The following is a 15684-nucleotide window of genomic DNA, read 5'->3' as shown; positions in this document are numbered from 1 at the left end:
TGGACCGGTTTGGTGGGCGCGGCTTGCAGTCAATTAAGCCGTGCCGTGCCGTGCGGCGCGGCGCGGCGCCGATAAAGCCGGCTGTGCCGGCCAGGTCCGGCAGAGCCGGCTGTGCCGGCCAGGTCCGAGTTCTCGCGCGTCCGGCAATGCGACCCGATCGGCTTCAGAGGCCAAGTTCGCGCGACTCCAGCAGGCTTCAGCTCGCGCGATTCACCAGTCGGGTCGGCCGGGCACCGCCGCGCAGCGGCAGATGCCCGCCCACCGGGAGGGGACCACCCGCTCAGCCCACCACTCAGCCCCGCAACCCACCGCCCAACCGTGACGTGCTGACCGCAACCGGCAGGGTCCTGCTCCCTTGACCCACCACCCAGGCCCGCCCGCCCGCACCGGCTTCCCCCGGTGATCACAGCGCGGCAGCCAGACCCCATCGCCGCCAGGTGACCGCCCACCCTGACCAGGCAATCAGCAGCTCGCAACCCACCGCGACGCCGCCAGAAGCGACCCCCCAAGGTCGGGGCCGAGGGTGACCAAGCTCAGACATAGATGCCTTACCGTCAGAGCTTGGTCACCCTCGGCCCCGACCGTCAACCGCAAGTAGCCGACCAACCCGAATCAACCGCAATGCCCATCCAGCTTCTGCCCCACAGACTGAAACCCACCGTCGATGTAAGCCTGAGGATCGGCCGCCCGACCCCCCGAAGCGAGGTCATCGCTGATCTCCCGCAACGCCGCCTGCAGGCCCGGATCGGTCGCCCGGCTCACTTCCTCTTCGACCTCGGTCGCCATGTCGGAGAACGTCTTTTTCATTTCCGCCTTGGCCTCGTCCCCCGACGACGCCCCCTGCTCGGCCAGGCGCAGCGCACCCTCGGTCAGGACCTTGTAGACCTGCGAGCACACGTACTTGGGCACGCCCGCTGATCCGGACGGGGTCGGCGCGATGCTGATCGGGGGTGGGATCGAGCCCGGGGCTATGTCGATCTCGCAGGCGGTCAGGCATGTCGCGGCGAGCAGGGCGAGGGGCAGGGCGGCGAGGCGGTGGGGCGGCACGGCTTCTCCCTCGGCTGGTGCGGCGGCGGTCGCCGGGGACAGCATAGTTTGCGCATCGACGTACGGAGATGGATGCGATGCGGCAGGGGTGTCCGGGCCGGGTGGGCGTCGTCCTTTCGGTCCGTTTTGGTACCTGATCGGGCGCGCATCTTCGTGGTGGAAGCGTAGTTAACGAGCAATGTGCCTTACATCCGAAAAGCCGTCCGCCGTAGCCTGACTGTCGCCCTGGGTGTCGTCGTGATCGCCACGGGGGGCGCTGCCATCGCCGGGGTGGTCGCCCCGGAACCGGTGAGCTCGCCGTCGTTCAACGGGCCGGTGTACGCGGTCGCCTACCGGGGGTCGACGGTCTACGTCGGCGGGAACTTCACGAACGCGATCGTGGGTGGGAAGAGCTTCGCCCGGACGCGGCTGGCGGCGCTCGATGCCCGTACCGGAGCCTTGCTGGACTGGAAGCCCAGCGCCGACGCCAATGTGCGCGCGCTGGCCGTGGCCGGGGACGTGGTCTACGCGGCAGGCGACTTCGACAAGGTGAACGGGACGGCTCGGGACGCGGTGGCGGGGATCGGGGCGGCGAACGGGGTCCTGACGCCGATGCGGCACACGGTCGTGGGGCAGCCCAACGCGCTCGCGGCGGGCAACGGGCGGCTCTACGTCGGTGGGCGGATCATCGCGGTGGACGGGGTGCCGCGCGGCAACCTGGCGGCCTTCTCGCTGCGGTCGGGCGCGCTCGACCCGTGGGCGCCGACGACCGACGACGTGGTGAACGCCGTCGCTGTCACGTCGCGGCGGGTGTATGTGGGGGGACGGTTCCACCGGACGAACAAGGTCAAGTCGACGTTGCGTCTGTCTGCTGTGGACCCGGTGACGGGGGCGGCCGATCCGGCGTTCGTGCCCAAGCCGGTGTCGCAGGTGTTCGCGGTCACCGCCGACAACTCGGGGGTCTATGTCGCCCTCGGCGGGCAGGGTGGGCGGGCCGTGGCGTACACGCCGGCGGGTGTCACGCGCTGGACCCGGGTGTTCGACGGTGACGCGCAGGCGATCGCCGTGCTGGACGGCACGACATATGTCGGCGGGCACTTCGACAAGGCGTGCACGACCACCAGCAACGGCGCCCGGGGGACGTGCACCGACGGGTCGGTGCCGCGGGGCAAGCTGGCCGCGATCGACGCGCAGGGGAATCTGCTGCCGTGGGCGCCGCAGGCCAACGGGGTGGCCGGCACCCGGCAGATCGCGACGAGCGCGGCGCTGGGGTCGATCAGCGCGGTCGGCGATTTCACCATGGTCGGTTCGGTGACGCGCAAGCGGTACGCCGCGTTCGGCGGGATGCGCTCACGGGGGGAGTCGGCGCCGGCGGACGGGCCCGTGGCCTCGTACAACTTCGACTCGACGATCGCCGACGGGACGTTCGACGACGGGTCGGGGCACGGTCACCTGCTGCGGGCGGCGACCCGCAACGGAGGCACGATCTCGATGGAGCCGCACGGTTCGGGGCAGGCGCTGACCTTCCCGCCGCGCTGCTCGGGCGCCAGCTGTCCGCGGTTGGTGCTGCGGGCCGAGGCGACTCCCGACCTCAACCCGGGCAGCCGGCCGCTGCGGTACGGCGCCGGGGTGCGGCTCGCGTCCGCGCCGGCCGGTGCGAGCGGGCCGGACGGGCAGAACATCCTGCAGAAGGGGTACGCGGCGGCCGGCGGCCAGTACAAGTTGCAGGTGGACGGGGTCTCGGGCAAGCCGAGTTGCGCCCTGACCGATCGGGCCGGCGGCACCACGTACGTCGCCCGCAGCCGGGCCTCGATCGCCGACGATCGGTGGCACTCCCTCGAATGCCGCCGCACCGGGCCGACGCTGGCGATCGCCGTCGATGATCAGGTGCAGGTCACCGTGGCCGTTCCCGAGGCGCTGTCGATCGAGTCCGCGCAGCCGTTCAGCCTCGGGGGCAAGGGCCTCGGCGCCGACAACGACCAGTTCCACGGTGCTCTGGACGACGTGTGGATCCACATCGGATGAGGTGAGGCCGGCTCAGTTCGATCCGGCCCCGGTGTCGTCATCGTCGCCGCCGCCCGGTCCGTCTTCGCCACCGCCGGGTCCCTCGTTCCCGCCGCCGGGCCCCTCGTTGCCGCCGCCGGGCGGCTCGGCCGACGTGCCGGGGTCGTCGGGGGGAGTCGTGTCTCCGGGCTCCGACTCGCCCGGTCCCGGGCCCGGGTTGCTCGGCGCCTCCGAGGCCGGATCGGACGGCTGGTTCGCCGGCGGGGCCGGCCGGGTGGTGGCCCTGGTCGGCGAGGGCGTGGCCGGGCGGGTCCGCGGACGGGTGCCGGTGGTCGCGGCCGGAGCGTCGCCGCTGCCGACGGTTCCGGTCACCGAGGCCGACGGGGTGGTCGGGCCGGGGGCGTTGTTGTCCTCGTTGCCCAGGGCGAAGGCGATCGCCGTCACCGCCGCGATGACGACGAGCGCCCCGGCCGCGGCCAGCACGACCAGGGTGCGGCGGGAGCCGGGGGAGCGGGCACCGGGGATTGCGGGCGGCTCGGCCAGGGTCGTCGGCGTGGGGACCGCCGCGTACCGGGGAGCGGCCAGGATGGCGGTGGTGTCGCCGCCCGACACGGCGCGGTCGGCGGCGTCGGCCATCGCCGCCGCGGTGGGGAAACGGTCGTCCGGGTTCTTGGCCATGGCCCGCAGGACGACGGCTCGCACGGCGGGCGGCACGTCGTCGGGGAGTTCGGGCGGCGGATCGTTCACGTGCTGCATCGCGATGGCGATCGGGTTGTCGCCGGTGAACGGCGCCTGCCCGGCCAGGCAGTGGAAGGCGACCACGCCGAGCGCGTAGAGGTCGGCCGGTGGACCGGTCGTCTCCTTGGTGACCTGCTCGGGGGCGATGTACATGGCCGTGCCGACGACCTCGCGGGCGCCGGTCAGCGTCGAGGAGGAGGCCGAGCGGGCCACCCCGAAGTCGACGAGCACCACGGTGCCGTCGGGCTTGATGATCAGGTTGCTGGGCTTCACGTCGCGGTGCACGATGCCCGCCTCGTGCGCGGCCTCGAGCGCGCGGGCCGCCTGGGCCACCACGGACATGGTCTCGGCCGGGGTGAGTCGTCCCCGCTCGGCGATCCGCTCGGTCAGTGGCTGGCCGTCGATCCGGGCCATCACGATGTACGCGTCGGTGCCGCCCTCGGTCTCGCCGAAGTCGTACACGTCGGCCACACCCGGGTGGTGCAGCGCGGCCATCGACCGGGCCTCGTGGCGGAACCGCTCCTGGAAGCCCGGGTCGCCGGCCCGGTCGGCGTGCAGCGTCTTGACCGCGACGTCGCGGCCCAGCACCGTGTCGGTGGCCCGCCAGACCTCACCCATGCCGCCGGCCGCGATCCGATCGTCCAACCGGTATCGATCACCGAGCGTCTCTCCTGGGGATGGCATGCCACCTCCTCTACCCGATCGCTGATCACAACATACGCGGCGGTCCGGCGGCCACGGTCAGCGTCCGGGCACGGGCGCGGAGCTGAGGTCCCCCGTGCGGTCGATCGTCTGCCACTTCAGCCGCCGCCCGGTGACCGCCGCGACCGCCGAGTGCAGAAGCACCAGGTACATGACCTGACGGTAGACGATCTGCTGCAGCGGCAGGCTCCAGAGCGGGCGCAACGGCTCCCGGTCGAGCCGGAACGCCAGCACCGCCGTCAGCACCTGCACCACCAGCATGGTCAGCCACCCGATGACGGTGATCTCGCGGTCGAGGAACAGCAGCCCGTAGACCGCCATCAGGTCGACCAGCGGCGCCAGCAGCGGCAGCAGCACGCTGAAGAGCGCGATGAAGAGCAGGCCGCGGCGGCCGAACCGGCCCGACGGGCCCCGGTCGCGGACCGCCCCGCGGTGCTTCCACATCGCCTGCATCGTGCCGTAGCTCCACCGGTACCGCTGCCGCCACAGCTGCCGGGCCGTGGCCGGCGCCTCGGTCCAGGCCTTCGCCGACTCCTCGTAGACGACCCGCCAGCCGGCCCGGTGGATCGCGATCGTCAGGTCGGTGTCCTCGGCCAGCGTGCCGGTGCTCAGCCCGCCCGACTCGGTCAGGGCGGTCCGGCGGAACGCGCCCAGGGCGCCCGGGATGGTGGGGATGCAGCCAAACGTGTCGTAGAGGCGCCGGTCCAGGTTGAAGCCGATCACGTACTCGATGTGCTGCCACTTGCCGATCAGCCCGCGCCGGTTGGCGACCTTGACGTTGCCGGCGACCGCGCCGACCGCCGGGTCGGCCAGCGGTTGCACGAGCCGGTGCACGGCGTCGGGCTCGACCACGGTGTCGGCGTCGACCATCACGATCAGGTCGTTGCGCGAGAGCGCCACCCCGGCGTTGAGCGCGTTGGCCTTGCCGCCGTTAGGGATCCGGACGACCCGGACGTTGCCCAGCCCGAGCCGTCGCACCACCTCGGCCGTGCCGTCGGTGGAGCCGTCATCCACGACCAGCACCTCGACACCCGGGTGGGCCGACCGCGCGAGGGACCGGACGGCCGGCCCGATGGTCTTCTCCTCGTTGAACGCGGGCACGACGATCGTGACCGGCGCGGTGACCGGCAGCCCCCACGACCAGTCGGGGTCGCGCCGGTGGCGCGAATGGCGCCAGGCGAACAGGAACAGGATCAGGGTGCGGATCACGATCAGCCCGCCCGCGGTGATCAGCAGGGCCCACAGCACGGCCAGCACGGCGTCGGCCACGCCGACGGTCCAGACCAGGGCCCGCCCGCGCCACACCGCGTCGTCGGCGGCCGGCGGGTTGACCGGGCCGCCGATCGCCGCGCTGACCGTGCTGAACCGGTAGCCGCGCTTGCGCAGCTGGGGGATCAGCCGGTCCAGCGCCGCGACGGTCTGCGACCGGTCGCCGCCGGCGTCGTGCAGCAGCGCGATGTGCCCGGCGGTGTCCTTGGGCGTCAGGTTGCGGACGATCGCGCCGGCGCCGGGCCTCTTCCAGTCCTCGCTGTCCATGGTGTCGAGCACGGTCAGGTAGCCCTGCGCGCCGACCGCCTGCACGGTCTGCCAGTCCTTGTCGGTGAGCGCGTCGGCGAACGACGAGTACGGCGGCCGCATCAGCGAGGTCGACCGGCCGGTGGCGTTGGCGATGGCCAGCTGGGTCTGCGAGTTCTCCATCTCGCGCCGCCACTCGGGCAGCTCGGCCAGGTCGGGGTGGGTGAACGTGTGCCCGCCGAGCTCGTGGCCCTCGCGGGCGATCCGCTGGGCGATGCCGGGGTGCCGCGCGACCTGCGAGCCGACGACGAAGAAGGTGGCCGGTGTGCGGTGCTTCGCGAGCACGTCGAGGATCTTGGGCGTCCACTGCGGATCGGGGCCGTCGTCGAAGGTCAGCGCGATCGTCCGGGCCGGCATCCCGTACGTCCGCGGCTCGCCCCCGCCGGTCAGGTCGATCACCGGCCCGCCGTCGCGTACGCCGGCCGGGACCTTGCCGTTGGCCGACGAGGCCGGGGTGGTGCCGTCCGGGCTGAAGCCCGCGTCGGTGTAGACCGAGACCAGGATGACGGTCGCCAGCAGCAGCAGGACGGTCAGCCCGATCCCGCCTGCCAGCACGCGGCGCCGGCGGATCCGTCGCCGGCGCTGGACCGGGGGCAGCCGGGCGGTCGACTCGCCCGGATCACCCGGCGGCGGGGCGGACCGGTAGACCGTCACCGCGGGCAGCTGCCCGCGGGCGCGGCGCTCGGGCACGGGCGGGCCGGCGGCCGGGCCGGCTCGATCAGCTGGGACACCCAGATCGTGATCAGGGCCAGGACCAGCAGGATCCCGATCGCGTAGGCCGTCCGGCGCAGCCACCGCCGCCGGCCTCCGGTGGGATCGACGAAGACCGGGGGCGGGGCGGGCTCGCCCACGGTGAACATCTGCGTCCTGGCGTTCTCGGGCAGCGGCGCCTTGCCGACCGCGCGACCCACCCGCGCCCGTCCGTGGGACCGGCGTCCGACGGACGCCCGACCGATGTTCGGTTCCTCCGCCACACCATCGAAGCTAGAAGATATGCGCGACTTACGCACCTCCCGGCGGAGGCGCGCGGGTCGGCAAACCGGGCAAAGGCCACCGTGGAGGACCGTCAGCGACCTTCTTGGCTGGAGGCCGTCCCCCTTTCGGGTGCCGTTGGCCGCCGGCGGGGCAGTCCGAGGGCGAGCACGGCGCCGACGGCGACGATGATCGCCCCCACGACGACGGCGGGACGCAGGCCGTCGACGAAGGACTGGTGGCTGGTGTAGCCGCCGTACGTGCTGAAGATCGAGGCCAGGGCGGCGACGCCGGCGGCCACGCCCACCTCGCGGATCGTGTTGTTGACGCCGGAGGCCACCCCGCGGTCCTGCTCGGACACGCTGGCCAGGGCGACCGTGCTGATCGGAGCGAAGGTCAGGCCCATGCCGACGCCGGCCAGGGCGAAGGCGACGACCAGGCTCCCGTACGAGACGTCGGGGCCGGTGGCCAGGCCGATCCACAGGATGCCGGCGGCCAGGAAGACCTGGCCGGTGAAGATCAGCGCGCGCTGGCCGATCCGGTCGCCGAACAGCCCGGCCAGCGGAGCGACGATCATCGGCGCGGCGGTCCAGGGCAGGGTGCGCAGGCCGGCGTCGAGCGGGCTGAGGCCCTGCACCACCTGGAAGAACTGGGCGAGCAGGAAGACCGAGCCGAACGCGCCGGCCGAGAAGGTCAGGGTCACGGCGTTGACCAGGCTGAAGCCGGCCGAGCGGAACAGGCGCAGCGGCAGCATCGGGGCCGGGTTGCGGGCCTGCCAGGCGAGGAACGCGGCCAGCAGCGCGCCGCCGCCGATCAGCATCGCCAGGACCCGGGCCGAGGTCCAGCCGTGGTCGGGGCCGTCGACGACACCCCAGATGACCAGCAGCATGCCGGCCGCCGAAAGCACCAGGCCGAGCGGGTCGAGGCGCCGGGCGCCACCGCGGGACTCGCCCAGGACCGTCAGGGCCAGCACGATGGCGACGACGCCGATCGGAACGTTGAGCCAGAAGATCCAGTGCCAGTCGAGGCCTTCGACGACCGCGCCGCCGACGACCGGGCCGACCGCGACGCCGAGCCCGCTGATGCCGCCCCAGATGCCGACGGCCGCCGTCCGCAGGCGGTCGGGGACCGCCTCGGCGAGCAGGGTGAGCGACAGCGGGGCGACCGCGGCTCCGCCCAGGCCCTGGACGGCCCGGGCCGCGGTGAGCTGCCACGACTCGGCGGCCAGGGCGGCGGCGGCCGAGGCGAGCGTGAAGACGATCAGGCCGGCGATGAACATCCGGCGGCGGCCGATGCGGTCGCCCAGGGCGGCCGCGGTGAGCAGGAAGGCGGCGAACGGCAGCGTGTACGCGTTCACGAACCACTGCAGGTCGGTGAGCGAGGAACCCAGGTCGGCCCGGATCACCGGCAGCGCCGTGCTCACCACCAGGTTGTCGAGCGTGACCATGAAGGTCGGGATGCCGACGGCGGCCAGCACCCAGCCGAGCGGCCGGGTGCGGCGCCGGGGCCCGGCGCCGGGTGCCTCGAGGACGGTGGCCATCAGTTTCTCCCCTAGTTGTTATTCACTGATAACTACGATCGCCACGTTAGTTATTGACTGATAACCTGTCAACTGTGACCCGAACCCGCCTCACCGCCGAGGAACGCCAGGAACAATTGATCTCTGCCGCCGTCACCGCGTTCAGCCAGCGCGGCTACGCCGGTACGACGACGGATCAGGTGGCCCGGCTGGCCGGTGTCTCCCAGCCGTACGTCATCCGGCTGTTCCGGACGAAGCAGGAGCTGTTCCTGGCCGCCGTGCGGCAGGCCGGCGACCGCATCGAGGCGACCTGGCGCGGAGCCGCCGAGCGCGAGCCGACCCTGGCGAGCCTGGGCGAGGCGTACGCGGAACTGCTGGCCCAGCCCGAGCTGATCACCATGCTGCTGCACGGCTTCGCGGCCGCCGGGGACCCGGCCATCGGCGACCCGGTGCGCGCCTGTTTCGGCCGCCTCTACGACGTTGTCCGGGAACTGACCGGCGCCACGGCCGAGGAGACGCGCGACTTCTTCGCGACCGGCATGCTGCTCACCTGCCTTGGCGCGATGCGGATCCTCGGCCCCGACGCGGTGCCGCTCCAGCCGTGGTCGGCCGACCTGGTGAGCAGCATCGAAGGGCTCGACAAGAAGCGTTAGCTACACGTTGTGGCGGGCCTCGAGGGGTTCGCGCCAGCCCAGCATCGCCTCGGTCATGCGGACGGCGTCGACGGTGGCCCGGACGTCGTGCACCCGGACGACGCGGGCGCCGTGCAGCACGCAGAAGACGACGGCGGCCAGGGTCCCGGCCAGACGGTCGGGCTGATCGGCGCCGAGCGTCTCGCCGATGAAGTCCTTGTTGCTGACCGCGGCGAGCATCGGGTAGCCGATCGCGGCGATCTCGTCGAGCCGGCGGGTCAGCTCCAGCGAGTGGTACGTGTTCTTGTTCAGGTCGTGGCCCGGATCGACGATGATCTGATCCGGCCGTACGCCCCGGTCGAGCGCCACCGCGACCCGCCCGCGCAGGAACTCCGTCACCTCGGTGGTGACGTCGCCGTACTTCGGGCTCGGCCAGAGGGTGCGCGGCGGGGCCAGGCTGTGGGTGATGACCAGTTGCGCGTCGGTGCCGGCGACCACGTCGGCCATGGCCGGGTCGCGCAGTCCCGAGGTGTCGTTGACGACCCCGGCGCCGGCCCGGATGACCTCGGCGGCGACCTCGGGGCGGAACGTGTCGACCGAGACCACGGTGCGGGCGCGGGCGGCCTCCACCACGGGCAGCACCCGGTCGAGCTCCTCGGCCGCGCTCACCTCGGGGCCGGGCGCGAAGGGCACTCCGCCGACGTCGATCCAATCGGCGCCCGCGTCGGCCGCCGCCGTCACCGCCTCGATCGCCTTTTCGAGCGCGAACGTGCGGCCACGGTCGTGAAAGGAATCCGGAGTGCGGTTGACGATGGCCATCACCGCGACGCGCCGGGAGAAATCGAACGGGCGGCCGCCGATGGTCCGGGCGCGGTTGGGCTCACTCACGAGTGTGCAGCGTAACAGGGTTGCGAGGGCGGTTTTCGAGCGGTGCAAGATTTAAAAAGGCCATCGTGTGTACCCGCTTTTCGGCGGACTATGCGGCGCAGATTCACCTTTATTGCAGTACGGAAAGTATGAATGGCGGAGTCACCGATCGGGTAGCTGTAAGGGCGTAGGCACAAAGACGAATCCCCTTTGGAGGAATCCCCATGAGTGACGTGCCATCGGGCGTTCGCCGGCCGGACGACGCCTACGGCGTCGACGTGCCGCTCACGACCGACTATCCGACGCAGGCCTACGCCACCGAGACGACCACCGCGACCTACGGTGACCAGTCCGGTTCCGGCGGCGGTTCCGGCGCCAAGGAGAAGGCCAAGGAGGTCGCGGCGCAGACCGGGCAGGCTTCCAAGGACGCGGCCGTCGATGTGAAGGACACCGCCAAGGAGCAGGCCGCGCGGGTCGGCCAGGAGGCCAAGGCCCAGGCCAGCAACCTCGCTTCCGAGGTCCGTGGGCGGGTCACCGACCAGGCTCGCAGCCAGAACGACAAGCTGGTGAGCACGATCCGCCAGACCGCCGACCAGCTCGACGAGATGCGCGGCGACCGCGGCGACTCGCCGGCCTCGGCCGTGGTCACGCGGGTGGCCGAGGGTGGCCGTCAGTTCGCCGACTACCTCGACCGTAACGGCCCCGACGGCGTGCTGCGCGAGGTGCAGGACTTCGCCCGTCGCCGTCCCGGCGCCTTCCTGGCCACCGCGCTGGCCGCGGGCTTCGTCGTGGGCCGGCTGGGCAAGGTCGTCGCCAAGGCCGACTCGGACGCCGGTGTGGCCAAGCCCAGCAGCGATTCCTTCGTGTCCGGCACCGGCAGCGGCTACTCCGCCACCACCACCGGCGTCGAGACCGGCTACCCGGCCGCGGGCACCGGCGCCGGTTACCCGGCGGCTCCCGTGACGCCGACCCCTGACTACGCCACCGGGACGACCGGCACGACCGGCGCCGACTACACCACCGGCCCGGGCTACGCCAGCACGACCGAGTACACGTCCACCGGCACCGGCACCCCCGTTGTCCGTGAGGAGTACGTGGTCGAGAGCCCGGAGCGCCCGCGATGACCGCACCGTACCCGCACGACCGGATCGACGCCGAAGAGGTCTCCGAGACCTCGGTCGGCGAGATGATCGGCAACATCAGCAACGACCTCTCGCAGCTGTTCCGCCAGGAGGTCGAGCTGGCCAAGGCCGAGCTCAAGCAGGAGGCGTCCAAGGCCGGCAAGGCCGGCGGGATGCTCGGTGGCGCGGCGTTCGCCGGCTACCTGGCCGTCGTCCTGCTCAGCTTCGCCCTGGTGTTCGCGCTCGACGCCGTCATGCCCGCGGGCTGGGCGGCGCTGATCGTCGCCGTCCTGTGGGCGGCGATCGGTGGCGTTCTCTTCATGACCGGTAAGAAGAAGCTCAAGACCGTCGACCCCATGCCCCGCCGCACCGTCGACACGCTCAAGGAGGACGCCCAATGGCTGAAGAACCCGACCGGCTGAGGCAGCAGATCGAAGAGACCCGGGCGTCGCTCACCCGCGACGTCGACCTGCTGGCCAACAAGACGAGCCCGACCAAGGTCGCGCAGCGACGCTGGTCGGCGGTGAAGGAGAAGGTAATGGGTACCAGTTCGACGGTGGGGGACAAGGCATCCTCGGTCGGCAGCACCGTGAGCGACAAGGCCTCGGCGGTGGGCAGCTCGGTCAGCGACACGGCCTCGTCCGTGGGCAGCACGGTGAGCGACAAGGCCTCGCAGGTGGGCGACGTGGCGAGCGAGAAGGCGCACCAGGCGGCCGACGCTGTGCGCAGCGCCCCGCAGGCCGTCACCTCGCAGACCCAGGGCAACCCGCTCGCGGCCGGCATCATCGCGTTCGGCGTGGGCCTGCTCGCCTCGACCCTGATCCCGGTCAGCGACGCCGAGAAGCGCGCCGGCCAGCAGATCAAGGACCACAGCGGTGACCTGACCGACAAGGTCAAGGACGTCGCCGCCGAGATGAAGGACGACCTCGCGGGCACCGCTCAGGAGGCCGTCGGCCAGGTCAAGCAGACCGCGCAGGACGCCGTCCAGACGACCAAGAGCACCGCGCAGTCCAACGCGCAGGACGTGAAGGAGCAGGCCCGTTCGGCCGCTTCCTGATCTGATCCCGTCTCCGAGCCGGTCCCCGTCACGGGGCCGGCTCGGACGTGTTTGTGCCGGTTCAGCCGGGGAAGCTCAACCAGTATGAGATTCGGATACAAGCTGGCCGCGGAGGCCTTCGGACCCAAGGAACTGATTCGCCAGGCGATCCGCGCCGAGCAGGCCGGATTCGACTTCGTCGAGATCAGCGACCACTACCACCCGTGGCTCGACGTGCAGGGTCACTCGCCGTTCGCCTGGAACGTGCTGAGCGCGATCGCCGTGCAGACCGACCGGCTCGGCATCGCCACCGGCGTGACCTGCCCGACCGTGCGCTACCACCCGGCGATCATCGCCCAGGCGGCCGCGACCCTGGCGATCATCTCGGACGACCGCTTCACGCTCGGCATCGGCGCCGGCGAGCGGCTCAACGAGCACGTGGTCGGCCAGGGCTTCCCGAGTGTGCGGGGACGGCACGAGCGGCTCATCGAGGCCCTCGACATCATCAACCTGCTCTGGTCGGGCGGCTACCAGTCGTACGAGGGAAAGCACCTGCAGCTGGAGGACGCCCAGGTGTTCGACCTGCCGTCGAAGCTGCCGGTGATCGCCGTCGCGGCCGGCGGCAAGCAGGCCGCCGAGCTGGCCGCGACCCACGGCACCGGTCTGTTCGCGACCGAGCCGCGGGCCGACCTGGTCGAGACGTTCACCGCCGCGGGCGGCTCCGGCCCCAAGTACGCCGAGGCGTCGGTGGCCTGGGCGCCGACCGCGGAGGCGGCGGTGAAGGCCGCGCACGAGACCACGCGGTGGGCCGTGACCGGCTGGAAGGTGATGGCCGAGCTGCCCAACCCGGTCAACTTCGAAGCTGCCGCGGCGACCGTGCGGCCCGAGGACATCGCCGAGAAGTTCGCCGTCGGCCCCGACCCGGAGCCGTATGTGCAGATGGTCGGCGAGTACAAGGACGCGGGCTACGACCACATCGTCCTGATGAACGCCGGTCCCGACCCGGACGGCTTCCTCGACTTCTTCGCCAAGGAGCTCAAGGGCCATCTGTGACGGTGACGTCACTCGATCAGGGGGCTTGCGGGCGGGTGAGACGGGTATAGGCGATCCTCGTGACGCTGACTCCCGAGATCTACGGCACCGAGCTCGAGACCGACGAGGTGACCGTCGTGGTCGCCACGCGTAACCGGGCGCGCCGTCTGCTCGAGACCTTCCCGCACCACCGGGCCCGCACGATCCTGGTCGACAACGGATCGGACGAGCCGCAGCCGCTGTTCCCGGGCGTCGACGTGGTGCGGCTCGGGGAGAACCGCGGCGCGGCCGCCCGCAATGTCGGCGTCGAGCGGGCCCGGACGCCGTTCGTCGCCTTCGCCGACGACGACTCGTACTGGACCCCGGGGTCGCTGGCCCGGGCTGCCGAGCTGCTGCGGGAGCACCCGCGGGCGGCCCTGCTGGCGGCTCGGGTGCTGGTCGGGGCCGAGGGGCGGCTCGATCCGGTGTCGGCCGAGATGGCCGCCTCGCCGCTGGGTACGCCGGCCGGGGCGGCCGGGCCGTCGGTGCTGGGCTTCCTGGCCTGTTCGGTGATCGTCCGGCGCGATGCCTTCCTCGCGGCCGGCGGCTTCGAGCCCCGGCTTTTCGTCTACGGCGAGGAGGGGCTGCTCGCGATGGACCTGGCCGCGGCCGGGCACGAGCTCTCGTACGTCGACGAGCTGGTCGTCCGCCACCTGCCGCAGGCCGCCGGGCGGGACAACGGCGCCCGGGCCCGCGTCGAGACCCGCAACAAGGTGCTGACCGCGATGCTGCGCCGGCCGCCCGCGGTGGTGGCCCGCACCGTCGCGTCGGCCGCCCGCGAGAACCTGCTCGGCACGGCCGACGCGCTCCGCCAGGCCGGCTGGGCCCGCCGGCGCCGCAGCCCGCTGCCGCCGCAGATCGAGAGCGACCTGCGGCGGCTCGCCTAGCCTCCTACCAGCCGGTGGGCGGGGCCTCGATGTGCACGGCCTTGGTCGCCGTCATCTCGTCGAGAAGTTCGGGGCCGAAGCCGAAGCCCTGACCGCTGCCGCCGCGGGGGTGGGCGGCGCCGCCCGGCGCGCCGCCGAACACGGCGTTGACCTTCACGGTGCCGGTGGGCAGCCGCCGCCAGGCCTGCTGGGCGTTGCTCATCGACCGGGTCAGCACGGTCGCGGCCAGCCCGTACGGCGAGTCGGCGGCCCGCTCCAGGGCCTCGTCGAACGAGTCGACGACGACCACCGGCGCGACCGGGCCGAACGTCTCCTCGCGCACGACCGCCATGTCGTCGGTGCAGTCGGCCAGCACCGTGGGCGGGTAGTACGAACCGGGCCCGGCCGGCGCGGCGCCGCCCCGCAGCACCCGGGCGCCCTCCTTGACCGCCTGCTGCACCTGCTCGTCGACCGCGTCGCGCATCCGCTTGTCGACCATCGGGCCGATCTGGGGAGCCCAGTTGTCGGCCTCGGCAGCCAGGGCGGCCACAAAGGCCTCGGCGACGTCGCGGTGGGCGTAGATGCGCTCGACCGCGACACAGATCTGCCCGGAGTTGACGAAGGACCCGACCGCGGCCTGCGACGCCGCCCAGACCGGGTCGACCCCGGCGTCCACGATCAGCGGGTCGCTGCCGCCGTTCTCGAGCAGGGCCTTGGCGCCGGTGCGGGCGCAGGCCGCGGCGATCGAGCGGCCGGTCGCGGTCGAGCCGACCTGGGCCACCACGTCGACCGGGGAGGCGGCCAGGGCCGCGCCGGCCTGGCCGTCGCCGTTGAGCAGATTGAACACCCCCTCGGGAAAGTGCGGGGCGAGCAACTGCGCGAGGCGCCACCCGGTCGCGGGCGTCCGCTCGCTCGGCTTGTAGACCACGGTGTTGCCGGTGACCAGGGCGGCCCCCAGGAGCCCGCAGGACACCGCGACCGGGTCGTTCCACGGGGTGATCACCGCGACCACCCCGCGCGGGCCGTAGGCCATCAGGTCGATCGCCTCGTCGTTGCCGGCCAGCGTGCGCCCGCGGTGGGTCGGGCCCAGCTCGGCGTACTGCCGCAGCGTGCCCACCCCGGCCAGGATGGACTCGCGGGAGCCGTCGACCGGCTTGCCCATCTCGGCGGTCATGATCGCGGCCAGGTCGTCGGCCGCCTCCTCGATCGCCGTCGCCGCCGCGTGCACGGCGGCCGCGCGGGCCGCCGGGGCGGTCGCGGCCCACTGCTGGGTGGCCGCCCGCGCGGCCCGGACGGCGGCCTCCACGTCGGCGTCGCCGGAGATCGGCACCGCGGTCACGGGGGTGTCGTCCGCGGGGTTGAGAACGGTCATCGTCCGGCCTGATCCGCCTGGGTTCCAGGCGCCGGCCACGTATTGCTCCACGTCGTACATGCCCCGGCGTTTGCCCTGGAGCAACGGATCCAAACGCACTATCAGTGCAGGTCAGAGTGCCATAATTTTATTTGCAAGAAGTCAATGATCTTGGGAGTAACGGCGAGATCCCTGGGTATCCGG

14 protein-coding genes are annotated in these 15684 nt (G+C 72.3%); 7 read left to right on the top strand and 7 right to left on the bottom strand.

Going from position 1 to position 15684, the window contains the following annotated elements:
* Window positions 1-612: 612 nt before the first annotated feature.
* Complete coding sequence (locus HJC40_RS19595) at window positions 613-1092, bottom strand: hypothetical protein (RefSeq protein ID WP_250002602.1); 480 nt, start codon at window positions 1090-1092, stop codon at window positions 613-615.
* A gap of 192 nt (window positions 1093-1284) precedes the next feature.
* Between HJC40_RS19595 and HJC40_RS19590 the strand changes: the two genes are divergently transcribed.
* Window positions 1285-3051 (top strand): LamG domain-containing protein, encoded by a 1767-nt coding sequence (locus HJC40_RS19590; RefSeq protein ID WP_250002601.1) that lies wholly within the window; start codon window positions 1285-1287, stop codon window positions 3049-3051.
* A gap of 12 nt (window positions 3052-3063) precedes the next feature.
* Here HJC40_RS19590 and HJC40_RS19585 read toward each other — a convergent pair whose 3' ends face one another.
* The 4 genes from HJC40_RS19585 to HJC40_RS19570 form a co-directional block, all read right to left on the bottom strand.
* Window positions 3064-4452, bottom strand: a complete 1389-nt coding sequence (locus HJC40_RS19585; protein WP_250002599.1) for a serine/threonine-protein kinase — start codon at window positions 4450-4452, stop codon at window positions 3064-3066.
* A 57-nt stretch (window positions 4453-4509) separates the two neighbouring features.
* The gene (locus HJC40_RS19580) at window positions 4510-6699 is read right to left on the bottom strand and encodes a bifunctional polysaccharide deacetylase/glycosyltransferase family 2 protein (RefSeq protein ID WP_250002598.1); all 2190 of its coding nucleotides are present in this window, start codon (window positions 6697-6699) and stop codon (window positions 4510-4512) included.
* Window positions 6696-6956: a hypothetical protein gene (locus HJC40_RS19575; RefSeq protein WP_250002597.1), complete on the bottom strand. Its 261-nt coding sequence runs from the start codon at window positions 6954-6956 to the stop codon at window positions 6696-6698. Before HJC40_RS19575 ends, HJC40_RS19580 begins: the two co-directional genes overlap by 4 nt.
* A gap of 155 nt (window positions 6957-7111) precedes the next feature.
* On the bottom strand, window positions 7112-8557 hold the full coding sequence (locus HJC40_RS19570; RefSeq protein ID WP_250002596.1) for a DHA2 family efflux MFS transporter permease subunit: 1446 nt from the start codon (window positions 8555-8557) through the stop codon (window positions 7112-7114).
* Window positions 8558-8631: 74 nt separating this feature from the next.
* On the opposite strand from HJC40_RS19570, the gene HJC40_RS19565 reads away from it, so the two are divergent.
* The gene (locus HJC40_RS19565) at window positions 8632-9189 is read left to right on the top strand and encodes a TetR/AcrR family transcriptional regulator (protein ID WP_250002595.1); all 558 of its coding nucleotides are present in this window, start codon (window positions 8632-8634) and stop codon (window positions 9187-9189) included.
* On the opposite strand, the gene folP is transcribed toward HJC40_RS19565, so the two are convergent.
* Complete coding sequence (gene folP / locus HJC40_RS19560) at window positions 9190-10056, bottom strand: dihydropteroate synthase (protein WP_250002594.1); 867 nt, start codon at window positions 10054-10056, stop codon at window positions 9190-9192.
* A 203-nt stretch (window positions 10057-10259) separates the two neighbouring features.
* On the opposite strand from folP, the gene HJC40_RS19555 reads away from it, so the two are divergent.
* The 5 genes from HJC40_RS19555 to HJC40_RS19535 all read left to right on the top strand — a co-directional run bounded on the left by HJC40_RS19555 (window position 10260) and on the right by HJC40_RS19535 (window position 14150).
* Window positions 10260-11159, top strand: a complete 900-nt coding sequence (locus HJC40_RS19555; protein ID WP_250002593.1) for a hypothetical protein — start codon at window positions 10260-10262, stop codon at window positions 11157-11159.
* Entirely contained in the window at window positions 11156-11578 is a 423-nt protein-coding gene (locus HJC40_RS19550) for a phage holin family protein (protein WP_250002592.1), read from the top strand. Before HJC40_RS19555 ends, HJC40_RS19550 begins: the two co-directional genes overlap by 4 nt.
* On the top strand, window positions 11554-12213 hold the full coding sequence (locus HJC40_RS19545; protein WP_250002591.1) for a DUF3618 domain-containing protein: 660 nt from the start codon (window positions 11554-11556) through the stop codon (window positions 12211-12213). The genes HJC40_RS19550 and HJC40_RS19545 overlap by 25 nt, the downstream gene beginning before the upstream one ends.
* An 84-nt stretch (window positions 12214-12297) precedes the next feature.
* Window positions 12298-13245, top strand: coding sequence for a TIGR03557 family F420-dependent LLM class oxidoreductase (locus HJC40_RS19540; protein WP_250002589.1), 948 nt, complete (start codon window positions 12298-12300; stop codon window positions 13243-13245).
* A gap of 59 nt (window positions 13246-13304) precedes the next feature.
* Entirely contained in the window at window positions 13305-14150 is an 846-nt protein-coding gene (locus HJC40_RS19535; protein ID WP_250002587.1) for a glycosyltransferase, read from the top strand.
* Between the two features lie 4 nt (window positions 14151-14154).
* Here the strand turns inward: HJC40_RS19535 and HJC40_RS19530 are convergent, their stop codons facing one another.
* Window positions 14155-15561, bottom strand: a complete 1407-nt coding sequence (locus tag HJC40_RS19530; RefSeq protein WP_250002983.1) for an aldehyde dehydrogenase — start codon at window positions 15559-15561, stop codon at window positions 14155-14157.
* Window positions 15562-15684: the final 123 nt, after the last annotated feature.

This window comes from Actinoplanes sp. M2I2, assembly GCF_023544445.1.
Classification (GTDB): domain Bacteria; phylum Actinomycetota; class Actinomycetes; order Mycobacteriales; family Micromonosporaceae; genus Actinoplanes.
This window is presented reverse-complemented; position numbering and strand designations above follow the sequence as displayed.